The sequence below is a fragment of the Lysinibacillus sp. AR18-8 genome (assembly GCF_001705465.1).
GTDB lineage: Bacteria > Bacillota > Bacilli > Bacillales_A > Planococcaceae > Lysinibacillus > Lysinibacillus capsici.
The window spans coordinates 1-22,481 of the sequence record NZ_MDGU01000013.1 but is presented as its reverse complement, the minus strand read 5'-3'; the positions used below and the strand labels follow the sequence as shown (position 1 = coordinate 22,481).

The window sequence follows — 22,481 nt, the reverse complement described above, 5'->3', positions numbered from 1 at the left end:
AACCACCTATCCAACTACATGGATACGCTGATTGTCCGCATCCATCTTGACGCTTCTTCCTAAAGGAAGCGACATCGTTGGTAAACAATGACCACATGCCAAATCTGCAATCATAGGCTTCCCTAAAGGCACTAGAATTTCTTGAAAAATAGTTTGTAAGGATAAGCTGTGAGCTGGCTTTTCGGGATTTTCAGGTTCGCAATTTGTCCAAGCGCCCAATAAAATGCCTGCCACGTCATCTAGCTTTCCTGCCAGTTTTAATTGTGTCAGCATACGATCCACCCGTTGCTCCGTTTCATCGATATCTTCTAAAAACAGAATCTTACCTCGTGTATCAATTTCATAGGGTGTGCCAAGTGAAGCTGTCACTAATGTTAAATTACCACCGATAAGTTGACCTGAAGCGCTCCCAGGAACCAGTGTGGACATGGGCTGGTGAGAGGGATTTTTTAAGTAATACGCCTTTCTTTCATTCTCCATAATCAGCTGAATGAACGACTGCCAAGTATAGTCATCCATCTCCTGTCTAATAAATTCTGTGGATGGCATCGGCGTATGATAGGTTACAAAGCCACATAGCTGATTAAAAGCTATATGTAGAGCGGTCACATCACTATAGCCTGCAAATACTTTGGGATTGGCACTTATCAAGTCAAAGTCTAATTGGGCTAAAATTTTCGTCGCACCATAGCCCCCACGTATACAAAAAATACCATCAATCATTGGATCATCAAACATACGATGAACATCTGCTACCCGTAATTCATCTGTGCCTGCTAAATAGCCATGTCTTGCGTGACAGGTCTCCCCAACGACCACATTGAGCCCTAGCTTTTCGATACTAGCAATAGCAGGTTGCAGCTTTTCGGGTGGCGTTGCTCCAGAAGCACTAATAAGACCAATTGTGTCACCGTTTTTCAATGCCTTTGGACAAATCATATCTTTTCCTCCCTTTTCAGTGAAGTACGATAATGGGCCAGTTCCTCTTCATTGGCTAAAATAAAATGACCTTCCTCTATTTCAACAAATGAGGGGGGATTTTCCTCATAGCGATGCTGTGACGGATCATACACTTCTACAACTTTCTCCCGCTCTTTATAGGGATTCGGCTCTGGTACTGCTGATAATAAAGCCCTTGTATAAGGATGCAGCGGATGAGCGAAAAGCTTTTCTGTTTCCGCTAGCTCCACAATCTTCCCCTTATAAATGACTGCCGTACGATCCGTAATAAAACGGACAATCGATAAATCATGGGCAATAAATAAATACGTTAAATGATTTCGCTGTTGAAGGCTTGCTAATAAATTTAATACTTGCGCTCGAATGGATACGTCTAAGGCGGATATTGGCTCATCTGCAATGATAAACTCTGGCTCCATCACTAACGCACGAGCAATGCCAATACGTTGGCGTTGACCTCCTGAAAACTCATGCGGAAAGCGGCTTGAGAACTCTGGAAGTAGCCCAACGTCCAATAACGCATCGCGCACCTTTTGTTGCCGCTCTGCCTCATCTTTATATTTTTTCGAAGGGTATAAGCCCTCTGAGACAATATAATCTACTTTTGCTCGTTCATTCAGAGATGCCATAGGGTCCTGGAATATCATTTGGATTTTTTGCGTAATTTCTCTATCCCAATCTTTCGGGATTTTCCCCTGAATACTTTTACCATGGTACAAAATTTGTCCCTCTGTGACCTCATTGATGCGCATAATCGCTCGACCAATCGTTGTCTTCCCTGACCCTGACTCACCTACAATGCCAAATGTTTCGCCTTTAAAAATTTGAAAGCTGACATCATCAATGGCTGTAAACTTATTTTTTCCTTTCCCAAAAACAACAGATAAATTTTTTACTTCTACAAGCACCTCTTTATCAGTCATTCGCATACTGCCTCCCCTCTGCAAAAAATGCTTGTAAGGCAGCTGGAGGCTCTACCTTTGGTGCAAGTGGGTCTAATAACCATGTACGAGCATAGTGGGTATCACTGACCTGAAAAAAAGGTGGCCGCTCGATAAAGTCAATTTTCAATGCATATGGATTTCGTGGGGCAAAGGCATCTCCCTTTATTTCCTGAAAAAGATTCGGAGGTGTGCCCTTGATGGAATACAATTGTTCCCCTTTTGAGCCAAGCTGTGGTAAGGAGGAAATAAGCGCCCACGTATAAGGATGCTTACTATGAAAGAAAATTTCATGTGTTTCCCCAACCTCGACGACATCACCCGCGTACATCACGGCAATACGGTCAGCCACTTTTGCGACTACGCCTAAATCGTGCGTAATATAGACGATTGTTAAGCCGTATTTTTGCTGAAGACTTTTTAAGAGCTGTAAAATTTGTGCCTGAATGGTTACATCCAAAGCTGTTGTGGGCTCATCACATATTAAAATATTCGGCTTACACGCAATGGCAATCGCAATAACGATACGTTGGCGCATCCCTCCTGAAAATTCATGCGGGTATTGCTTATAGCGCTTTTGCACATCGGTAATGCCGACATCTGTTAACAGTTTTAGTGTTTCTGTATAGGCTTCCTTACCTCTTAATCCTTGATGCATAACCACACATTCTTCAATTTGCTTTCCAATGGTTTTGAGCGGGTTTAACGATGTCATCGGATCCTGTGTCACCATCGCTATTTCCTTGCCACGAATCCCTAGCCATTCTTGCTCTGTTGTGAATTTGCCTAAATCCTGTGCATTGTAAATAATTTGTCCCTGCTTAATACGACCATTTTTATCGAGCAAGCCCATAATGGATTTCATCAGCACGGATTTACCCGAACCTGATTCACCCACAATGGCTAAGCTCTCTCCCTTGTAAAGGTCGAGTGAAATACCGCGAATCGCTGTTAAAATTCGACCACGTAGCGTAAACTGAATCACTAAATTTTGGATGCCTAATATGCTTGATTTTTTCAATGTCACTCGCTTCCTCTCCTTATACATGGTTTTTCGGATCTGCTGCATCTGCAAAGGAATTACCAATAATATAAAATGCGATCGTAATAACGCTTAGCACAATACTCGGGAAAATAAGCTGATACCGTAGATCTGGTGACATCATAAGGACACGTCCTTCATTAATTAAATTTCCTAAGGATGGCTCACTGATCGGAAGCCCTAAGCCAATATACGTCAAAAAGACTTCGGCCCCAATTGCAAAGGGTATCGCTAAGCTCATGCGGAGCATAATGACAGAAATTAAATAAGGTAATAGATTTTTTAGGATAATACGATAATCAGGTGTGCCTAAGCACTTCGAGGCTAGATTGTATTCGCGGTCACGCAAAATAACAATTTGATTGCGGATAAACCTCGCCATTTCCACCCATCCCGTAATACACATGGCAATAATAATTGTTGAAATACTTGGCCGTAAGATATAGGACATTAAAATGAGCACAATGGTTGTGGGGATATTATCGACAACATTATAAAGCTGTGTAATAGGCGCTTCTAATTTCCGTGAAAAGCCCCATAGCGTGCCAATTGTAATGCCCACCACTGCCTCCACTAAGGCGACAACACAGCCAATAAAAAGTGAGGTTCTCGTCCCCGCCCAAATACGAGACCATAAATCCTGACCGATTGAATTCGTGCCAAACCAAAATTCTGCACTAGGTGCAATATTACGTGCCTGCATCCCTGTTTGTTCATCCAAGTAAATTTCAGTTGGTGATTTTTGCGCAGGTAAATAGGGCTGTAGAATCGTAAAGCCAACAATGATGATCACCCCAACTAATAAAAAAACGGCTAGTCGATTTTTCAAAAAGGATTGCCATGTAGATCGCCAATAAGAATAATTTGAATAGCCCGTTTCCTCCGCCTGTTTTGCGTCCACTTCGGCAAATTCAAATAGGGTTTCACGTGATTTATTTGAAATATTATTGATTTCATCTGTATACATCCCCATTAACGTACACCCCCTCCCTTGCCTAATTTAATACGAGGGTCGACAAGTGCCATGGCAATATCCCCTAAAATAAGGCCAATGATACCAAGGGAAGAGAACACTAACACTAGGCCTTGCACAATCGTATTATCCTGTCGCTGAATAGCATCCACAAGTAAGCCCCCCATCCCTGGAATGGAATACAACGACTCTATATAAATCGAGCCTGTAATCGTAAACAGAATCGTTGCAGGTAAATATTGTGCCATGGGAATAAAGGCATTACGTAATACATGCTTGAACATCAGTGTCCGCTCCTTTACGCCCTTTGCCCTAGCCAGCTTAATATAGTCCTTGTTCAGTTCATCCACCATATAGCGTCGCATCCACATCGCGTAGGAGGCAGTTGGCGCCAATGCCATTGACGTAAGTGGAAGAATCCAAGTAATCGGCCTGTATTCATCAAACAGCATCGGTAATTGAAAGAGTTCTGTAATATACATTTGAATAACTAAGTAATAAACCGCTGCAGGGACTGCAACAACAAATACGATATAGCCTGTCCCAAGTCGATCCAGCCAACGTCCCTTACGATAGGCCATCATTATTCCTAACGGCACACCAATCAGGAGTGATAAACCGACTGCTCCTAAACCAAAGAGCAGAGAATACGTGATTTTATCTGCAATAATCGTCACTACTGGGACATCGGTACGATAAGTCACTGATTTACCCAAATCCCCCTGCAGTAAATTCTTGTAAAAATTCCCTAGTTGGACAAGGATTGGGTCTCGCAAGCCCAGATTTGTTAAGTAAATTTCCTGCTGAGCAGGTGACATTTTATCAGCTGCCGCTCCTAAATAGCCTTCCTCTGGCATTAGCCGTAATAATGAAAAGACAATGGTGATGATAATAAAAAGGGTTAAAACGGATTGTAATAGTCGTTTTCCTATATACTGCAACATCGCGCCATCCTCCTTTGTCAAAAAGACGAAAGGAGATGCCGACTATTCTTTTCGGTATCTCCTTTTCATCTACGAAATTCTACTACTTTTCAGCATTGGCTAGTGCTTCCGCACGTTCTTGCTCCCACTCTGCAAGCGCTTTTTTAAATTCTTCATTACTCATTGGCTTTTCTAGCACTTGCTGGCCTTTAAATTTCTCTGCCGTTACACCAAATGGCGAATATTGCGCCTCGAATGGATTTAATTTAGATGCCATATAGCCACTACCACCAACTGAATATGGAATAACAAAGGCTTCCTCAATTAAAAACGCTTCTGCCTTCGCAAATAGCTCATAGCGTTTGGCTGTGTCAATTGTTTCTTTCGCTTGATCCACAAGATTTTGATAAGTTGTTTTACCATTCGCCTCTTTATAGCCCTCTGCTAATTCTGGTTTATTGTAAGTACCATCGACTGTGAAAGGATCTGTATACGTAGATGGATCTGCAAAATCAGGACCCCAGTTCGCCTCTAAGAGGGCAAATTTACCTGGACGACGTACCTCTGATAAGAAGCCTGTCGATGGACCAGCCTCTACAATAATGTCGACATAATCTGTCCCTAGTAGTTTTTCCATTTGCTGCTCGACTACTTGAGAGCGATTAGCCCAATCTGGCATACCAGCGTTATAAGGCATTAAAACCTTTACAGGGAATGTGGCCTTACCTGCTAACGCTGTTTTTGCCTTTTCTTTATACTCTAGGGCCAGCTCTTTATTGAAGGAATCCTCATTGGAAATGGATGTAAGGGGTGCTAGTTGTGTATAATCCACTCCTTCCACATCAACAAAGTTTTTCGGTGTAATGGTATTGCTCAGCAAATCTGCTGGATTATATGGCTCAACCGTTAGCATCGCGGAGACACGGTCAAGCGCATGGAATAAGGATTTGCGGAAATCTTTATTATTGACGGCGATTTTCCAGTTATCAGGCTCGTATTGTGCGTCAAATTGTGGGTTGAAGTTGAGTGCATAAAAGTAGGTATAGAAGTTATTTTGTGTTTGACGAACCTGAGATTTTTTCTTTTCATCTTTAAACCATTCATCAATGATGGAGGTCGGGATACTAGCCGAATCGATTTCGCCACGTAAAAAGAGCTCAGGCGCCACAGTTGCCGCTTCTTTATTGTATTTATAGCGAATACGGTCAATCAGCACCTTGTCTTTATCCCAGTACGTTTCATTTTTCACAAGAACGCGTTCATTTTGTGGCTCAAATTTATCTAAAATATAGGCACCGTTATAGAGGAAGTTTTCACGTGTTGTGCCAAAATCCTCTTCCTTTTCCGCAATGAACTTGCCATTCACAGGGAAGAAACAAACATAATTCAACATAGAAAGAAAATAGGGTGTCGGCGCCTCTAAAGTATATTCTACTGTATGTTCATCTAGCGCCTTTATGCCTACTTCCTTGAAATCGTTCATCTCGCCATTATAGAAGGCTTCCCCATTTTTCACCACCGTCGCAATCCAAGCTGTCGACGATTCATTTTTAGCATCAAGCACATAGTGTAAGCCATCCACAAAGTCTTGTGCCACAACATCTGCATATTCCTTGCCCTCATGTGTCACCCATTTTGCGTCATCACGCAATTTGAATGTCCACACCGTAGCATCCTCATTCGCAGACCACTCTTTCGCTAATCCTGGCTGGACCACCCCATAGTTGTCATATTCAATGAGCCCATCCACCATATTCGCAGCTACCGCAAATTCATTTGTTTCTGACGTCTTTAAATAATTTAACGTTTTAATTTCCCCTGAATACACCACTCGATATTCCGATGCTTTTTCACTCGCTGATTTGTCATTACAGGCTACACAAAATAATACGACCAGACATACGAACAGCAACCAATATTTTCTCACAAGCATCCCCCTAGTCATCTTTTTATAATGAAAATCCTATTGGTAGGATGGATTGCATCTTCAATAGGATCATTCAAACATAAGCTAGGTCTGTCTAAATTGACCATCTATCGATGAAATGAACAACGGTACATACTCATTGTCACAGTTATGAGATTAAATTGTCGGTTCTATCAACTATCAAACCACTCAGACAGCGTGTCCCACTGCTTTTTGAGCGGGTCCACCACTTTTTTGGTCACTTCTCACCTTTCATGAATTAGAATCCTCACTTGATGTAAAAGCTCCCACTAAACCTTTCCATCATGTTAAAAATTGCAGGACACGCAGCACCTCATAAAAATCATGGGTCATGAACTCCACGGTATTATGCGGTTTGAATTTGGCATTTGGATAAAATGAATTACGATAGGCTCGTGTATGATCACGATAAATAAGCTCTACCCTAAAGTGTTCTGGCAACGTTACCTGTAATGCGGTACGAGGAACCTTCATAGAAGACTCTACCAGTCGCTTGGTTTCCATGATAGTTAGTTGTGGACTGACACTAATCGTCGCATTGCCGATTCCTTCCTTAGTAGCAAATGTGACAATGTGTTCGTTTACGGTTGGAATCTCTTCTGTCAACCCCACATCCCCACTCACAAAGGACACAGGAACACCGTGTAAGGCTGCTGCATAGGTATTGATCAGAAATTCACTCGCATATTCGCCATTGATTTTGACATCCGCGTATGTGCAAAGTGTATGGGCTAGTGGGTTACGCTCACTGCCACCCTTGCTGTGATAGCCGATAAAAATAGCACGATCGAAGCTTTTATCGAGACCCGCTACCATACACATAGGGTCGTATGTCCAGCCACGGATAACTTTACAGTTGATTGGTAAATTGGAAATGTCTAGATTGCGGGCTGAATCATGTGCGTCCTTTACTAAAATTTCGGTTGCGCCCCCCGCTATCGCTCCTTCAATGGCAGCTTCTACTTCACGTGTCATTTGTCTTTGGAAAAACTGATAATCAGGTGCGTTTAACTCGGTCTCACTCCACGAAGTTGTACCTGTAATCCCTTCAATATCTGCACTAATATAAACTTTCATAGAAATCGAAACTCCTTTACATGGTGATTTTGAATTGTTGCGTGTACTGCTCCGTAATGCGCTGCCTGTGCTTGAACACGTCTAGCCCATGCCACATTGCCATAATCATAATGCCACCATTCCTCCGCATAGTTCGTAAATCCAGCAAGTGTCATACAGTTATACAGCAAACGTCGGTACTGACAGGCAAGCGGATTTTCATGCGTATGTTGTTCAAAATAACGGGTCGCGGATTTTTCATTCATTTCATCAAACGCTGTCCCAAGATCGAGGGCTTTACCATGAACATCAGCCAGTGTTACATCGATGGCACCCCCTGTTAAATGGTGGGCTAAATGGGCTGCATCTTTACTTGGAAATGCTACATATTTTTTGGTCGCCTGCACAATCTCTTGTGATGTTAACTGCGGCATCCTTTTTGCTAATTGCTGAGAAAAATGGCTAAACAAATGCTGCTGTACTTGAAATGGACGATAGCCATCATAAAGTAATAAGCAATACTCTTGAGGTAATAATGTTAACACCTGTTGCAAACGCTCATAGACTCCTTCTCTTACATGAATAACTCGTAAACTATTAGAAATCTGTTGCTGATAGTAGATGGGTTCCATAAATATCCTAGGATGAGCACCTGTAAGCTGGATAAGCGGCTCATTGTTTTCACAGACAACTGGTGATGGCGAGGGGCTTCCATTTAGAGAGGGTGCTATCGGTTGAAAAAGGTTCATAATAACAGAACCCTCCTTTAAATAGTTAGATAATTCAGTTTTTTAAGTTGAATGTTATCATATCTCTCTACCATTGACTAGATAAAAAAAGAATAATTACAAAATAATGGATATATTCTTACAATGATACATATTCCAGCAATTGACGGGTCGAAAAACCACTTATATCCTCTAATTAAGAATTTTATTCATCTTATAGCTCGCTCATGCTAAAAAATTAACGAAACCTGTTTGGTGGCCTAAAAAAAGCCATTGAAACACAATTGCTGTTTCAATAGCCTTTTCTTTTATGCCTGTTGAAAGGAATAAGCTTGCACTGTATGTCCATTGCGGCCAGTTGTTGTCTGTGCCTGGGATAATGAATTTAGTATCGCTTCCTCTGTCGCTTCCGCTGCGGCTGTAAACAGTTGATTCATGATGGGATGATCCTCACGAAGCTGAGTTCTAGTCTCAATAAGCTGATCAGCGGTATGAGGAATACAATGTGCCGTCGTGAAGCCAATCACAATATCGCCACTACCATGTGAAAAATGACTGCCTGTCCGTCCTAAACCGATACCACAGCGTTTAATGACACGTGTTAATTGTCGACTACTTAGCGGGGCATCTGTCGCAAGGACAATGATAATGGAGCCATCTGTTGGTGATAGAGTAGATTGGTTTTGCATAGTTGAGACTTTGTAATGCTCAGCTAAAAACTCCCTGTCTTGTCCAAAGTTACTAAGAACTAGGCAGCCTACTGTATAGTTCACTTCATTTGATTCTACTTTGACGATGCGAGAGGAAGAACCAATTCCTCCTTTGTAGCCGAAACACATCATCCCTTTTCCTGCACCAACAGCGCCTTCCTGTGCCGTCTTTGTAGAGGCTTGGCGAATGGCTTCTATGGCATGCGCAGGTGTTACTGGACAAGCTCGAATCGAATTAAGATAACTATCATTACACTCGCCCACAACGAGATTAATGGTTCCTGTTGTCAGTCCAATGTCTTCATTCCTATCAAGCATATAGCTTAATGTACCTTGTGTCACAGCGGGCACGCCAAAAGTATTGGTTAACATAATGGGCGATTCCAGTACACCTAGTTCATTCACTTGCACAAGTCCCGTTGTTTTCCCAAAGCCATTTAGTACATAGCTTGCCGCTGTTACCTTTTGCTGAAATACATTGCCTCCATGCGGTAAAATAGCTGTAACGCCTGTACACGCATAGGCCCCATTCTGATCTAATGGCTCATCCAATGTCACATGCCCCACTTGAACTCCTTCTACATCGGTGATGCAGTTTTTCTGACCAACTGGTAACACACCAATTTCAATGCCCAATTGTCTTACTTTTCCCTGCATATTATGCATCCTCCTGAATCGCCATTAACACAGCAGCCTGTGCATGGATAGCCGTTGTATCAAACACGGGAATGCTGACATCCTCCTGCTGAATCAGTAAGCCGATTTCCGTACAGCCCAAAATTACCCCTTGCGCCCCCGCATGTACAAGCTCCTCTATCACTTGGCTATAGTACGTTTTAGATGCTGGTACAATGGTACCAAGACACAATTCATCGTAAATAATTCGGTTTACTTCCATTCGGTCGTTGCTGTCAGGCACAATCACCTCTATGGCAAAGCTTTCTACCCTTGCCTTATAAAACGCTTGCTCCATTGTGTACTTTGTGCCAAGAAGCGCTATTTTCTGTAACCCCGCTTCTTTGATTTGCTTAGCTGTGGCATCCGCAATATGTAAAATAGGGATGGTTATAGCAGACTCGATAACATCAATGACCTTATGCATTGTATTGGTACAAATGATGACTAGGTCTGCGCCTGCCCGCTCAAGTGCTTGTGCAGCTTGAGCTAGAACCTCACCTGCTTTGTCCCACTCCCCGTTAGCTTGAAAATGCTCAATTTGCTGGAAATCTACACTAAACAAAATACATTTCGCAGAGTGTAGGCCCCCTAGCCTATGTTTAACCTGTTCATTGATAAGTCTGTAATATTCAGCAGATGACTCCCAGCTCATCCCACCGATTAAGCCGATTGTTTTCATGTCTACATCACTCCTTTTTCTATTATTATACGCCTCCCTCACACAAAAATAAGAGAATTTTCCAAAAATAATATACAAGGATTGGAAAATAGTAGATAAAATGAGTTTTCTCAATTAATAAATTATAAATATCAAAATTTTAGTATAATTCATTATTTTAGAAAAGTTGATTTTTAATAAAAAAACAGTGTAGACTAAAGCGTATTGTGAAAGGAGGACAACTTATGGAATGGATCTCAACAATAGTTGACAGTGGAAATAATATTTTATGGACATATATCCTCATTATCTTACTTTTAGCAGCAGGACTATATTTTTCATTCGGTACGAAGTTTGTACAGATTCGTCTTTTTCCTGAAATGTTTCGTTTAATTGTAGAAAAAAGAGAGGGCGATTTGGGGGTTTCTCCGTTCCAAGCCTTTACCATTAGTGCTGCTTCACGTGTCGGCACAGGAAATATTACAGGGGTAGCCTTAGCCATTGGTGTAGGCGGTCCTGGTGCAGTATTTTGGATGTGGATAATCGCGATTTTAGGGATGGCCACTGCCTTCATTGAAAGTACCTTAGCACAGGTCTATAAAGTGAAGGATGGCGATACATTCCGTGGTGGGCCCGCCTACTATATGGAGAAAGCATTAGGTCAGCGAAAGCTTGGCATTATTTTTAGTATTCTATTAACATTAAGCTTTGGCTTTATTTTTAATGCTGTGCAATCCAACACAATTGCTACTTCAGTCGGCGAAGCCTTCGATGTAAATCCAAAGATAATCGGAGCTATACTTGTCATTTTAACTGGATTAATTATTTTTGGTGGTGTCCATCGAATTGTAAAGGTGACACAAGTTCTTGTTCCAGTTATGGCTATCTTCTATTTACTTGTAGCTCTTTTTGTAGTGGTGACTAATTTATCGGAAATCCCACATGTTTTTTCATTAATTTTCACTCATGCATTTGGCCTACAGGAAGCTGCTGGTGGCGCAATTGGGGCAGCAATCATGCAGGGCGTACGTCGCGGTTTATTTTCCAATGAAGCAGGGATGGGGAGTGTACCGAATGCTGCTGCGACTGCTAATACTTCGCATCCTGCTAAACAAGGACTTGTACAAAGCTTAGGTGTCTTTTTTGATACGATTATGATTTGTACAGCCACTGCCTTTATCATTATTTTAGCGGGCTTATATGATAAAGGTGAGAGTGATGGTATTATTTTGACGCAAAATTCTTTAGCTGTTCATGTTGGTGATTGGGCTCCTTATTTTATTGCCATCTCCATCATTTTCTTCGCTTTTAGTTCGATTATTGGTAATTATTATTATGGTGAATCCAATATTGAATTTATGGATGCCCATAAAGCTTGGATGTTTTGCTATCGAATTTTAGTGTTAGTTATGGTCATGTTCGGCTCCATCGCACAGGTACAGCTTGTATGGAATCTCGCTGACCTCTTTATGGGGCTGATGGCGCTTATCAATATCGCCATCATTATGATGCTCGGTAAAATTGCCTTCCTCGTGCTAGACGACTTTACTGAGCAACGTAGAGCAGGAAAAAATCCTGTCTTCTATGCAAAATCAATCCCAACCTTAAAAAATACAGACTGTTGGGAAGAAGAAGATCGATAAAATACTGAACGCCACTTCTAAAATTAGAGTGGCGTTTTTTCGATATTTAAATAAATGGTAATTTTATAAAAAACGGTTACTTTGCTCTACTAGTAATCAACACTTAACGCCACCCCAAAATTTTGGAGTGGCGTTGTGCTTTAATATTTAAACTGACTAATCAGTAGCTTTAATTCATCCGCCATATGTGCGAGTGCTTGCGCAGAGGCATTGATTTCCTCCATTGAGGCTAATTGCTCCTCTGTTGATGCCGCTACATCCTCAGACGCCGCTGCATTGCCTTTCGCGGAGAATGCCAAATCTTCTGTTACTGCTGCTACCTCTTGAACACCTGCAGACATCTGTTCAGAGGCTGAGGAGACCTCCTCCATTTTAGGGGTAATCTCATTCATACTTGTCATAATGACTTGGAATTTTGCAATGGCTTCATCGGAAATATGCAATCCACTTTGCACATCCTCTGTAACCTTCGCCATAATACTGACAGATTGCTCCGTTTCTTGCTGAATCCCTCGGATAAGCTCAAATATTTGTTTAGCTGATTCCTGTGATTGCTCTGCAAGCTTACGCACTTCGTCTGCCACGACTGCAAAGCCTTTCCCATGCTCTCCTGCTCTCGCTGCTTCGATAGCTGCATTTAAAGCTAGTAAATTTGTTTGATCTGCAATGCTTGTAATCACATCTAAAATGGATGTAATTTGCTGAGAGCGTTCATGCAATGTCTGGATTTTCGCATTGGAGTCTGCTACGGATAAATGAATGGATTGCATTTGATTCTTTGTATTTTGAACAGCTTGTCCGCCTTCATCCGCCTGTAATGTCGCATGCTGTGAAAGGTCCGTCACAGCGGAGGAGATTTCAGCAATATGCAGAATGGCAGTAGAAAGCTCATGTAAAGAAGCTGCATTTTTATTGGCACTAATCGTTTGAGAATCAGCACTTGTTGCAACATCCTGAATGGAAATCGCCACTTTTTCTGTTGCAATGCTTGTCTGATTGGCATTGGCAGTTAGCTCTTCTGCTGAAGAAGCAACCTCCTCTGCATTTTGTTCAATTTTTTGAATTAGTGTCCGTAAGCTTTCTTGCATATCATTAAAGGCTTGTCCTAATTGGCCAATCTCATCTTTTGACGTAATCGTTACCATTTCCGTGAGATCCCCTTTGCTGATCGTAACCGCACTATCCTTTAAGGCTTTAATTGGTTTAATGACAGCCCTCATTACAAAATAAAAAATGATGGAACTGATAATAATTGCTGCTATGAGGACTAGAATCGTATGGTATAAAATCGAGGAAGCAGACTCATCAATTTCTTCAGCAAAAATCGTTCCTGTTATTTTCCAATTTGTCAGTTCATTTGTCGTATAGAATAATAGACGATCATCACCATTAAAGACATATTCATACGTACCTGATGGACTTTCATACATTTTATCAAGGAAACTTTCTTTCAGCTCCCCTCCCGCTTCAAGTGTAGGATGTGAAATGACCATCTTGTCTTCTCCAAAAATTGAAGGATACCCATTTTTTCCGATTCGAATTGAATCAGCAATTTTTTGAAGATCGGTTAATTTAATATCGATTGCCACAACTCCAGCATGATCCTTCGTCTGCTTAGCAACTGTTACCACCATATCACCCGTCCCCGCATCCTTGTAAGGGTTGGTGATTAAGGTTTCACCTTTTAAAGCTGTCGCCTCTTTATACCAATCTCGATCTAATGGATTATAGTCTGCACCATTCAATTTTGGCTCCTGTGTAAATCGACCGTCATTCATGCCAATATAAACACTCAATACATCTGCATTAAGCTTTGTATATTGCTGAAATTTAGCCACAATCGAAGCTTGTGCTTCTTCATATTGACGCGCATCTATTTCACTACTAAATACATTGATGTCACTCATTTTCTCACTAATTGTTTTGTCAATGAGCTTATTTAAAATGCCTACACTTTCATTGGCACTAAATAAAATTTCTTCTTCAATCGAGTCTTTTGCAGATAAATAAGACAAACTCCCAACAGATATGACAGGGATAAGTAATACTAGCGCGAATAGCGTATAAAGCTTGCCCTTAAAACTGCTAAATAGTTTCTTCATATATCAATCTCCTTTTGATTTTTTCTAAACCTCTCCCTCTCTTTATCTGCTTAACATTTCTCCCAAAGCTTTTATCGGACGAAAAAAATTTTTTCTAACATTTTTACGATTTTCATATTATTCAGGCTTTACCGACAAATAAAACCCCTGTAACTAGACAGGGGTCAATTGAATTTAGTATTTAAACGATTGAATGGATTCTTGCAGGTCTATTGCCATCTTTGCTAGATGGGTAGAGGCTGCTGCTACCTCCTCCATAGCTGCATTTTGTTCCTCTGAAGAGGCTGCAACACTTTGCACATGATGGCTTGATTTTACCGACACTTCACTCATATAGTCCATTTCCTGCACTAACTTTTCAATATCTTGATGAATTGCTTGAATGGCTGCCGTTACTAGCTCGGTCTGTGCTTGTACATCATTAATGGCATCATCAATTTGTATAAAGTTATCCCTTGCCACATTAACCTTTTCACGACCTACATGGACAGAATCATTACTATTAACCATATCTTCCTCGATAATCCTCGTGCTATCTGTAATTTGGGCCACTACTTTTTCAATATCGACTGCAGCAAGATTTGACTCATCTGCTAGCTTGCGGACTTCCTCTGCCACTACTGCAAAGCCTTTCCCATGCTCCCCGCTCCTTGCGGCTTCAATAGAGGCATTGATTGCTAGTAAATTGGTCTGTGTCGCTATACTCTTAATGACATTTACTGCTGATACAATCGCCGCTGTATTGTCATCTAAATCTTGCACACGTGTATTTAGCTCACTTGTGTTAGTAGAGATTTCATTCATTTGCGCTGTAACATCATGTACCGAAGAACGACCTGTTTGTGCCATATTTTTCGTGTTGACTGTTGCTTGATTCACGCTTTGTATGCTTGTAGAAATATCATTCATTTTCTTCAAGATATGGGCAGATAAATTTCGTACATCACTTGTTAATGTATCCTGCTGATCAATACCTTGTGCAATATCATGAATAGATTCTGTTACCACCTCTGTCGCCTGTGTAACCTCCATGCTACTCGCTGTTAGCTGTTCGGATGTTGCGGCAACTTGCTCAGAGGAGTTTCCGACTTGTTTCATCATCAGTCGAAGCTTTTCTGACATACTATTGAAGGAATCGGCTAAGTGCGCAAACTCATCCTTGGTTTTAAATTGTAAATGCGTATGCAAATTCCCTTCCGAAAACTTATCCATTTCAACTACTGTTTGTTGAATATTTTTTGCGATCCGTCTACCAAATAGTGTTGCGATGATAATGCTTATAAGTAGAGAAATAGCCACTAGAATCATAATTTCCAGGCCACTTCTTTCCCCTTTTTGCTTGGTAGCCTCAATATGAGCCTGCATATCTTCTTGCTGAGCTGTTGCCATCGTTTTTCCAAAGACAACCAATTTCTGAGAGCCCTCACCTAAAATCGGTAAAGCCATTTGTTGTGCTTGCTGATGATCCCCTCGCTGATAAAGAGGCACAATCTGCCCATCTATAGCCTTTTCCCAGTCGTCAAGCTGCGATAAAAATTGATCAAAATCTTGATTACTATCGCCTACTTCTTGAAGTCGATTAATCGACGTATGTAAGGTATTTCGGATTTCATGATGATTGTTGAGCATTTCTTCCTTGCCATATAACATATACCCACGAATAGCCGCATTCGCTCGTACGGTTTGGAACGAGATATCTTGATATAAATGGATTAATTCCGTATTGTCTTCGATTTCTGCTAATGTCTGATTATTATTATTCAAGTAGTACATAGCAATCCCTGATATAAGCAGTAAAAAGACGAGGACAATACCAAAAGCAAATTGCAATTTCCGTTCCACAGTTAGTCTCATATGATTCCCTCTATTCTTCTATAATCCACTTGAGTATAGCCTACCTAAACCTATTAGCCTATAAAATCTATGCTCCTCCTCCTAAACTATCGCTAAAATTTAACAATAATGAGAATTTCGCATCTAATCTATTGACAATAATATCCACTATTTTACTAGTTGAAATAGGAAGTAATCATTTGGAAACCATAGAGATAACACCAAAAGAGCGGAAGAAGTAGGAGCATTTTCAGAAAATGACCTCTTTTTTCTAAAAACTCTCGAATGCCTGAAGTCAGCATCATCGCACTCAGTAATAGTAAGCTATGTTGAGCCCCATAAATCTGCATAGAGAATGTGATGACCAAGGGCAGGATGGCTGGATAAATAGAATCTGCTAGTGATCTTTTTTCCCTCGTATTGGAGGGAATGCTTTCTTTCTCTGTGGATTTAGCGGCTATTAGTTTCTTTACAAGCATATAGACAAGACCAAAAAATAAAATTGTATAAACAATAAATAATAGCCACGACATTTTGCTTTTCTCATTTAACAAATGAAAATAATCCTCAGCTTCTTGTGCTTGCAGTACATAATACAATCCTGTTTTTTGATCCATTAGGAAGAATCGTTCATCCTCGACTATTACTTTCAAGGCCGTTTCCTTGCCATTATGGAAGTGTATGTATAAATCACTTACTGCTTCATGGTCTGCTGGTCGACTGCTAAGGTCCTTTTTAGTTTGTAAAACTTGCTGAAGGCGATCTGTATCTTTCACCTCATAGCGGTCGACGTAGAATACTTGCTTTAATGGATATAAATATTGCTCTTTGCCATTACTTCCAGACAAATACCAAGCCTCTTTAATTGATTGAATGGGAGTATGTAGCGGCACTAGCTCCTCCCGCTGCCTTTCATTGTAAATGAAGAGTAGTAGTGTGCTTATACTTAGAACAATGCCCAAAATAAGTGTATGAATATAACCACTCTTGTACACTTTATCACCTCCTTTACCACTTTACATTTATAGTAATTATTGTCATATACGATTTACTACTCTAATAAGTTTCAGCTATACTTAAATAGAGGTGATGATGTATGAGTAGACCAGAATTATACGTACATTTAGTAGTTGGTCCTGACTGTGATTTTGAATCCATGGCCATTCGAGCAGCACTGGAATCTTTTGGTGCAGGAGTGACACTCGATTTAATTGGCAGACCAAATGATTTAATTGATATTTTATCTGGAAATGATCTTCCTCACAAAATGGATTATTTGCTATTAAACTTTCACGGCGATGAGGGGCGATTTTGTCTGCCTGAGCTAGGAGAAGAGGTATATGAAGAAAATGAACCAAGGAGTATCTATTTTGAACCTCAAGATGTCTTAACCTATTGTCAGCTACAGGGTGTCAAGGTCATTGCGGCAGGCTGTACATTAGGCTGGCACCAGCTAGCGACAGCCTTTTTAGAGAGTGGCTGTCATTCCTACCTAGCACCTGATGATTATATTGAGGGTAATGCTAATCTCATGTTTCTAATTCACTTTTTCTATGAAATAATCACAAATCATAGAAGTCAGCAGGAGGCATTTGAACTCGCTCAAGCGACCGATCTAGAAACAGCCTTATACAAGCTCTATTTAGCAGAAAAAAGATCGTAGCACCTACTACTTGGCTACGATCTTTCTTCTTTAGCGTTGATGTTTATCTAGCATGGCTTCAGTAAAAGCTTGTGACTGTCCTTTAGGAATACTGAGTGTTTGCCAATCAGAGCCCTTTACCAATTTGGCGATATAAATGATTTGACCGACGTGCTGTGCATAGTGTGCCATTTGTCTTTCAATAGCATCAATGACTGCTAGCCGCTCTCCTCTAATCGTGACATGTCCCTGTAAATCGGATTCTGTTAAACTCGCCAAGGCCTCTAAAAACACTTGCCACCCCTTGTCCCAAGCTGAGATGATTGCTTCTTTGGTGTGAAGACTATCCTCAAACTCATCATCTCGATTTCTCGTTGGCTTTTCTCCATCTGTCGTTAAAAAATCTGTCCAGCGGGAAACCATATTTCCACTTATATGCTTTACAATCACTGCAATACTATTGGATTCTTCATTGTATGCCCAGTGCAATTGTGCCTCTTCCATTTGGGCAAGTGTTTTATCCCCTAGCTCTTTCACACTTTGAAATCTTTTCTGAACAACTTGTAAATAGGTTTGTGCAATTGTCATAGTCGAACCTCCATCCCCTCTTTTCTATCATTCTATTATAGCTCAATTGAAATGTCTCATGACTTATTCGCCAAGAATAAAATCTCTTGCAAGGATTGCCATTTTTTCTTGAACCTCCTGTGGGTCTCCATCAAGTTGATACCCGATATGATAGACATAGCCGTTATAGTAAGAATAGAACTCATTGGCTCTAGTAGTCATTTGAAAGATTCGCTTATCCGTCTCATCATAATTATAATAAGTATATACATAACCTCGTTCTGGTGACATCTCCCGATAAAACAGGGGATTCATAAAATTTAAGCCTATATTCGAAACTTTCATCCCTAAAGTTTCTTCCATATTTTTAGACTTCACATAGCTCGCTAAGGGATTATACTTTACATTTGTCACGGTAAAATTAATAAATTGTAAATCCACCCCAGTGGAGGATTTTTCTTTATAGCTAAATTGAAATTGCGTTTGTTGGCTACCATCCTCCATTTTTGCTGAAATTGCATAGACCTCATGTATATTTGGTTGAAATGGTAAATTTTCAGGATCAGTGAGATGAACGACATCCTCCAGTGATGTTGCTACTGATTGCATCGCCTCTAAACCTTGAAGTGGTGCATAATATTGGATATGTTTTGCCTGACTTAAATAATTAGCAAGTGGAAAAAAATTACTGAATGCTGTGTCTTTGCCCTCCACTTCTGTTTGAAATAAATCTGTGAATGTAGGTGTTACCCCTTCATCCTGTGTCGCCAGCTCATCCATCGGTTTTGCGGCTTGCCAGGCAATAAATAGTAAAATAGAGCAGGTAATCATTATCGTAACGGCACGATATGTCCATCTTGCCTTGGGCATAACAGGCTCTTGCTGAATTTGTTGTCGAACCTTATGAATAATGGCTTCCTTATGTGCTGAAACATCTTGTAGTACCTGCATTGTATGCTTATCCATGGAAAAGCACCTCCCATTCAATATGTTGTAACTCTATTTTTAATAGCTCCTTTCCTTTCTTTAAACGTGATTTCACAGTACCTTCAGGAATCGCAAGTAGCTCCGCAATCTCTTTAATCGTCATCTCCTCCAAGTAAAAATAGACAATTGCTTCTCGTGGTTTGAGAGGTAAGCTTAAAATGGCATCATCTAACAGTGCTTGTTCATCTTGACGAATCAGTGTGTCCGGCAATGTTGATTTTTGTTTGGTAAAAAATTTATGCTGAAATGTTATTTTTCTGTATGCCCAGCTTTTTAAATAATCTTTGCATTTATTGATTGTCATGCGGGCTAAGTATGCCTTCATCTCTCCTCGTTCCTCATATTGTTTTTGATGATAGAACTTAATAAACACATCCTGTACAATATCCTCGGCTATTTGTAAATCCTTTGTATAGTAATAAGCAATTCGAAACAATTGCTCCGTATGTATAGCCATTAACTGCTCGAAATTTTCATGATCAGACACGCCATCATCCTCCTTCTACACTATAAACGACTCACAACCAGAAAAAGATTATTTTTCCAGATAGAAAAATACATAAAAAAACCGCCTCAACCATTTGAGACGGTTTACTGTTACTTTATAAATTTTCATCAATATATGTTTCGATATCAGAAGCTATCGTATCAATCGGTACATCTTCAATGTTTTCAGCATAGCCATTATACATTTTGACGAGGACACCATCTTTATCGACTAAGAAAAATTGATTGCCATGAATGACTTGGTCACTGTTAGGGTCGTTTTTCACTAAAATCTTTGTATTTTTCACCGCAAATTGTTCGATATATTTCTGTGAATACCCTGTAAGAAGGTTCCATTTAGATTCATCTGGAACATTGTATTTACTAAGATAATCCGCTAACACATCGGGTTGATCAACATCTGGATCTACTGAAAAGGCAACGATGTTATAGTCCTCTACTCCTTTTTTCTGAAGCTTTTCTTGGACTTGTGCCATGTTTAATGACATGGGCGGGCAGATGGACACACAGTTTGTGAAAATATACATACCAATCCAAGGCTTACCTTTTAAGCTTTCAAGCGAAACCGTTTCACCACGTTGATTAACATGTTCAAAATCGGGTATTTCTAGACTATAATCTGCTTTAAATTTTGAGTTTCCACATGCGCCTAGCACAGATGCACAGGCTAACAGCAGCACTAGCCCTATTAATTTACGTTTCATGTCAACACTCTCCCTAACCTACACTATCCCCATCCTAACGTAGGTTGTAAGCGTTGACAAGAACTTCTAAGTGACAGCTTTCGTACATCTTTGTGAAATCCATTTCATTTTAATGAAACGAGTGCAGCATGAATCGCATCAAGCTTTACTTCGACGCGGTGTAATAAATAAAATGACACTAAAATCGGAAAACCGATATCGGATATCATGTTCAACCACTGTTCCATCCTTCTCCTCCTCTCTCACGTTAAAAATGGTCTTTGCACTTCTCGTAGCAAAGACCATTGTTGAATTATTCTGTTACTACTTCAAATTCTGTGACTTGACGATCTACAATACGAGCTCCCTTGATGGCTGACAGTGCACCACCTTGCCCAGTAAAAACATTTTTAGCCATAATCGTTCCCATTGCCTGCTGAATGTCAGTCACCGTGATATTCGGCTTCGGTGCATCAATCGAAAGGGTTGTCGTTTTCCCATCAGTTGTGGCAAATTGCAATTCTAGAACTTGTGTCATTCTGTGATCCCTCCTTAAGATAAATCGTGTGTTTCCTGTTTCGCAATGCCAGCCAGTGATTGTGATGAAAGACTAGCAATAGCATAAGCAACAGCTAACAAATCGTCCGCGCTATGTGTGTTGTTAATATTTCGATACGATTTCGTGGTGAACGTAGGTTCATTGTTCTCATCGTAGCCATCCACATACTTGAGACGCAGTGTAGCATTTACAAAGTTAACATTAGCCATGTAGCATCACCTCCCTTCTGCACACTATATAAAGGCGAATTGCTAAAAAAGGGACATTAAGGATGAATTTTTTTTCGGAAGCTTTTATAATAGAGTGAGAGAAGGCAAAGAGGTGAACGATTTGTTACAAGGTTGGTTTTTATGGTTTATTTTATTTTGGGTTGTCGTCCTCATTTCATTGATGGCTATTGGCGGATTCTTCATGTTCCGCAAATTTTTAAAGGCACTCCCAAAGCAGGATGGAAAATCAGATTTAGATTGGCAAGAATATTATTTAGATAAAACCGTTCACTTGTGGGGACAAGCTGAAAAAGAATTACTCTATGAACTCGTAAGCCCCGTCCCTGAACTTTTTAGACAAGTGGCGAAGGAAAAAATTGCAGGAAAAATTGGCGAGCTCGCATTAGAAGAAAAAGCAGCTGCCATTAACAATGACCTCATTATTCGCGGCTATATCCAAGCAACACCAAAACGCGATCACAAATTTTTACGCAAAAAATTAGAGCAAATGCAAATTGACATCTCCCCCTACGAACATCTATTCGAATGAGTAAACGCTGCACAAATCTTTGTGCAGCGTTTTTACTTAACTATGGGATTATTGTCCTAACCTGTGTTTTTAAGAAGCTTTCCTGCACTTTCCTAGCTTTATCCTCTTTAGTTGGACTTCTAGCCGCGCTTTGCTGCCTCTATCCTCTACTTTTGAGGTTCTATCTGCTACTTTTAAGATGCTATCCTGCACTTTCCTAGCTTTATCCTCTTTATTTGGACCTCTAACCGCGCATTACTGCTCTATCCTCTACTTTTGAGTTTTTATCCGCCACTTTTATGAGGCTATCCTGCACTTTTCTAGCTTTATCCTCTTTAGTTGGACTTCTAACCGCGCTTTGCTGCTCTATCCTCTACTTTTGAGTTTTTATCCGCCACTTTTATGAAGCTATCCTGCACTTTTCTAGCTTTATCCTCTTTAGTTGGACTTCTAACCGCGCTTTGCTGCTCTATCCTCTACTTTTGAATTTTTATCCGCCACTTTTATGAAGCTATCCTGCACTTTGCTAGCTTTATCCTCTTTAGTTGGACCTCTATCCATGCTTTGCTGCTCTATCCTCTACTCTGTCTCTTATACACATCT

Annotated in this window: 23 protein-coding genes; 3 read left to right on the top strand and 20 right to left on the bottom strand. The window is 40.5% G+C overall.

The features are described 5' to 3' along the window. Positions 1 to 6 precede the first annotated feature (6 nt). The 10 genes from BFM98_RS11175 to BFM98_RS11130 form a co-directional block, all read right to left on the bottom strand. The gene (locus BFM98_RS11175; protein WP_066037410.1) at positions 7 to 939 is read right to left on the bottom strand and encodes a S66 peptidase family protein; all 933 of its coding nucleotides are present in this window, start codon (positions 937 to 939) and stop codon (positions 7 to 9) included. Beyond that, positions 936 to 1,883 carry an ATP-binding cassette domain-containing protein gene (locus BFM98_RS11170; protein ID WP_066037409.1) on the bottom strand — a complete coding sequence of 316 codons (948 nt, stop codon included), beginning with the start codon at positions 1,881 to 1,883 and terminating at the stop codon, positions 936 to 938. Before BFM98_RS11170 ends, BFM98_RS11175 begins: the two co-directional genes overlap by 4 nt. Then, positions 1,876 to 2,949, bottom strand: a complete 1,074-nt coding sequence (locus BFM98_RS11165) for an ABC transporter ATP-binding protein (RefSeq protein ID WP_066037408.1) — start codon at positions 2,947 to 2,949, stop codon at positions 1,876 to 1,878. The genes BFM98_RS11170 and BFM98_RS11165 overlap by 8 nt, the downstream gene beginning before the upstream one ends. Then, positions 2,942 to 3,916, bottom strand: a complete 975-nt coding sequence (locus BFM98_RS11160) for an ABC transporter permease (RefSeq protein WP_066037407.1) — start codon at positions 3,914 to 3,916, stop codon at positions 2,942 to 2,944. The genes BFM98_RS11165 and BFM98_RS11160 overlap by 8 nt, the downstream gene beginning before the upstream one ends. Then, positions 3,916 to 4,860, bottom strand: a complete 945-nt coding sequence (locus tag BFM98_RS11155; protein WP_066037406.1) for an ABC transporter permease — start codon at positions 4,858 to 4,860, stop codon at positions 3,916 to 3,918. Before BFM98_RS11155 ends, BFM98_RS11160 begins: the two co-directional genes overlap by 1 nt. 82 nt (positions 4,861 to 4,942) lie before the next feature. Beyond that, entirely contained in the window at positions 4,943 to 6,772 is a 1,830-nt protein-coding gene (locus BFM98_RS11150) for a peptide ABC transporter substrate-binding protein (protein WP_254660027.1), read from the bottom strand. Positions 6,773 to 7,069: 297 nt separating this feature from the next. After that, complete coding sequence (locus tag BFM98_RS11145) at positions 7,070 to 7,864, bottom strand: M55 family metallopeptidase (protein WP_066037404.1); 795 nt, start codon at positions 7,862 to 7,864, stop codon at positions 7,070 to 7,072. Then, the gene (locus BFM98_RS11140) at positions 7,861 to 8,592 is read right to left on the bottom strand and encodes a M15 family metallopeptidase (RefSeq protein ID WP_254660026.1); all 732 of its coding nucleotides are present in this window, start codon (positions 8,590 to 8,592) and stop codon (positions 7,861 to 7,863) included. Before BFM98_RS11140 ends, BFM98_RS11145 begins: the two co-directional genes overlap by 4 nt. A 287-nt stretch (positions 8,593 to 8,879) precedes the next feature. Further along, entirely contained in the window at positions 8,880 to 9,938 is a 1,059-nt protein-coding gene (locus BFM98_RS11135) for a DmpA family aminopeptidase (protein ID WP_066037403.1), read from the bottom strand. 1 nt (position 9,939) lies between these two features. Then, positions 9,940 to 10,638, bottom strand: coding sequence for an aspartate/glutamate racemase family protein (locus BFM98_RS11130; RefSeq protein ID WP_066037402.1), 699 nt, complete (start codon positions 10,636 to 10,638; stop codon positions 9,940 to 9,942). A gap of 224 nt (positions 10,639 to 10,862) precedes the next feature. Between BFM98_RS11130 and BFM98_RS11125 the strand changes: the two genes are divergently transcribed. After that, a complete protein-coding gene (locus BFM98_RS11125; RefSeq protein WP_066037401.1) occupies positions 10,863 to 12,260 on the top strand; it encodes an alanine/glycine:cation symporter family protein in 1,398 nt (465 codons plus the stop codon). Positions 12,261 to 12,400: 140 nt separating this feature from the next. Here the strand turns inward: BFM98_RS11125 and BFM98_RS11120 are convergent, their stop codons facing one another. The 3 genes from BFM98_RS11120 to BFM98_RS11110 all read right to left on the bottom strand — a co-directional run bounded on the left by BFM98_RS11120 (position 12,401) and on the right by BFM98_RS11110 (position 17,190). After that, complete coding sequence (locus BFM98_RS11120; protein WP_048390218.1) at positions 12,401 to 14,362, bottom strand: methyl-accepting chemotaxis protein; 1,962 nt, start codon at positions 14,360 to 14,362, stop codon at positions 12,401 to 12,403. Between the two features lie 174 nt (positions 14,363 to 14,536). Next, positions 14,537 to 16,216: a methyl-accepting chemotaxis protein gene (locus tag BFM98_RS11115; RefSeq protein ID WP_066037400.1), complete on the bottom strand. Its 1,680-nt coding sequence runs from the start codon at positions 16,214 to 16,216 to the stop codon at positions 14,537 to 14,539. A gap of 155 nt (positions 16,217 to 16,371) precedes the next feature. Further along, positions 16,372 to 17,190: a hypothetical protein gene (locus BFM98_RS11110; RefSeq protein ID WP_054550851.1), complete on the bottom strand. Its 819-nt coding sequence runs from the start codon at positions 17,188 to 17,190 to the stop codon at positions 16,372 to 16,374. A 101-nt stretch (positions 17,191 to 17,291) separates the two neighbouring features. On the opposite strand from BFM98_RS11110, the gene BFM98_RS11105 reads away from it, so the two are divergent. Continuing rightward, on the top strand, positions 17,292 to 17,858 hold the full coding sequence (locus tag BFM98_RS11105; RefSeq protein ID WP_066037399.1) for a delta-aminolevulinic acid dehydratase: 567 nt from the start codon (positions 17,292 to 17,294) through the stop codon (positions 17,856 to 17,858). 30 nt (positions 17,859 to 17,888) lie between these two features. Here the strand turns inward: BFM98_RS11105 and BFM98_RS11100 are convergent, their stop codons facing one another. From BFM98_RS11100 to BFM98_RS11075, 7 genes are all read right to left on the bottom strand, one after another. After that, entirely contained in the window at positions 17,889 to 18,425 is a 537-nt protein-coding gene (locus tag BFM98_RS11100) for a DUF1572 family protein (RefSeq protein ID WP_016992030.1), read from the bottom strand. A 63-nt stretch (positions 18,426 to 18,488) separates the two neighbouring features. After that, positions 18,489 to 19,370: a hypothetical protein gene (locus BFM98_RS11095; protein ID WP_066037398.1), complete on the bottom strand. Its 882-nt coding sequence runs from the start codon at positions 19,368 to 19,370 to the stop codon at positions 18,489 to 18,491. Further along, positions 19,363 to 19,878 carry an RNA polymerase sigma factor gene (locus tag BFM98_RS11090; RefSeq protein ID WP_081011064.1) on the bottom strand — a complete coding sequence of 172 codons (516 nt, stop codon included), beginning with the start codon at positions 19,876 to 19,878 and terminating at the stop codon, positions 19,363 to 19,365. Before BFM98_RS11090 ends, BFM98_RS11095 begins: the two co-directional genes overlap by 8 nt. Positions 19,879 to 19,993: 115 nt before the next feature. Continuing rightward, positions 19,994 to 20,602: an SCO family protein gene (locus tag BFM98_RS11085; RefSeq protein WP_054550847.1), complete on the bottom strand. Its 609-nt coding sequence runs from the start codon at positions 20,600 to 20,602 to the stop codon at positions 19,994 to 19,996. A 104-nt stretch (positions 20,603 to 20,706) separates the two neighbouring features. Beyond that, a complete protein-coding gene (locus BFM98_RS23435) occupies positions 20,707 to 20,829 on the bottom strand; it encodes a YvrJ family protein (protein ID WP_004229459.1) in 123 nt (40 codons plus the stop codon). Between the two features lie 65 nt (positions 20,830 to 20,894). Next, complete coding sequence (locus BFM98_RS11080) at positions 20,895 to 21,119, bottom strand: DUF2922 domain-containing protein (protein ID WP_066037397.1); 225 nt, start codon at positions 21,117 to 21,119, stop codon at positions 20,895 to 20,897. Between the two features lie 14 nt (positions 21,120 to 21,133). After that, complete coding sequence (locus BFM98_RS11075; protein WP_004229465.1) at positions 21,134 to 21,349, bottom strand: DUF1659 domain-containing protein; 216 nt, start codon at positions 21,347 to 21,349, stop codon at positions 21,134 to 21,136. A gap of 121 nt (positions 21,350 to 21,470) precedes the next feature. Here BFM98_RS11075 and BFM98_RS11070 point away from each other — a divergent pair, with 121 nt between their 5' ends. Next, the gene (locus BFM98_RS11070; protein WP_004229468.1) at positions 21,471 to 21,899 is read left to right on the top strand and encodes a DUF2621 domain-containing protein; all 429 of its coding nucleotides are present in this window, start codon (positions 21,471 to 21,473) and stop codon (positions 21,897 to 21,899) included. The last annotated feature ends 582 nt before the right edge of the window (positions 21,900 to 22,481 follow it).

Coding starts and splice junctions, on each gene's coding strand:
- BFM98_RS11175 (WP_066037410.1), bottom strand. CDS start 939: ATGATTTGTCCAAAGGCATTGAAAAACGGTGACACAATTGGTCTTATT.
- BFM98_RS11170 (WP_066037409.1), bottom strand. CDS start 1,883: ATGACTGATAAAGAGGTGCTTGTAGAAGTAAAAAATTTATCTGTTGTT.
- BFM98_RS11165 (WP_066037408.1), bottom strand. CDS start 2,949: ATGTATAAGGAGAGGAAGCGAGTGACATTGAAAAAATCAAGCATATTA.
- BFM98_RS11160 (WP_066037407.1), bottom strand. CDS start 3,916: ATGGGGATGTATACAGATGAAATCAATAATATTTCAAATAAATCACGT.
- BFM98_RS11155 (WP_066037406.1), bottom strand. CDS start 4,860: ATGTTGCAGTATATAGGAAAACGACTATTACAATCCGTTTTAACCCTT.
- BFM98_RS11150 (WP_254660027.1), bottom strand. CDS start 6,772: ATGCTTGTGAGAAAATATTGGTTGCTGTTCGTATGTCTGGTCGTATTA.
- BFM98_RS11145 (WP_066037404.1), bottom strand. CDS start 7,864: ATGAAAGTTTATATTAGTGCAGATATTGAAGGGATTACAGGTACAACT.
- BFM98_RS11140 (WP_254660026.1), bottom strand. CDS start 8,592: ATGAACCTTTTTCAACCGATAGCACCCTCTCTAAATGGAAGCCCCTCG.
- BFM98_RS11135 (WP_066037403.1), bottom strand. CDS start 9,938: ATGCAGGGAAAAGTAAGACAATTGGGCATTGAAATTGGTGTGTTACCA.
- BFM98_RS11130 (WP_066037402.1), bottom strand. CDS start 10,638: ATGAAAACAATCGGCTTAATCGGTGGGATGAGCTGGGAGTCATCTGCT.
- BFM98_RS11125 (WP_066037401.1), top strand. CDS start 10,863: ATGGAATGGATCTCAACAATAGTTGACAGTGGAAATAATATTTTATGG.
- BFM98_RS11120 (WP_048390218.1), bottom strand. CDS start 14,362: ATGAAGAAACTATTTAGCAGTTTTAAGGGCAAGCTTTATACGCTATTC.
- BFM98_RS11115 (WP_066037400.1), bottom strand. CDS start 16,216: ATGAGACTAACTGTGGAACGGAAATTGCAATTTGCTTTTGGTATTGTC.
- BFM98_RS11105 (WP_066037399.1), top strand. CDS start 17,292: ATGAGTAGACCAGAATTATACGTACATTTAGTAGTTGGTCCTGACTGT.
- BFM98_RS11100 (WP_016992030.1), bottom strand. CDS start 18,425: ATGACAATTGCACAAACCTATTTACAAGTTGTTCAGAAAAGATTTCAA.
- BFM98_RS11095 (WP_066037398.1), bottom strand. CDS start 19,370: ATGGATAAGCATACAATGCAGGTACTACAAGATGTTTCAGCACATAAG.
- BFM98_RS11085 (WP_054550847.1), bottom strand. CDS start 20,602: ATGAAACGTAAATTAATAGGGCTAGTGCTGCTGTTAGCCTGTGCATCT.
- BFM98_RS23435 (WP_004229459.1), bottom strand. CDS start 20,829: ATGGAACAGTGGTTGAACATGATATCCGATATCGGTTTTCCGATTTTA.
- BFM98_RS11080 (WP_066037397.1), bottom strand. CDS start 21,119: ATGACACAAGTTCTAGAATTGCAATTTGCCACAACTGATGGGAAAACG.
- BFM98_RS11075 (WP_004229465.1), bottom strand. CDS start 21,349: ATGGCTAATGTTAACTTTGTAAATGCTACACTGCGTCTCAAGTATGTG.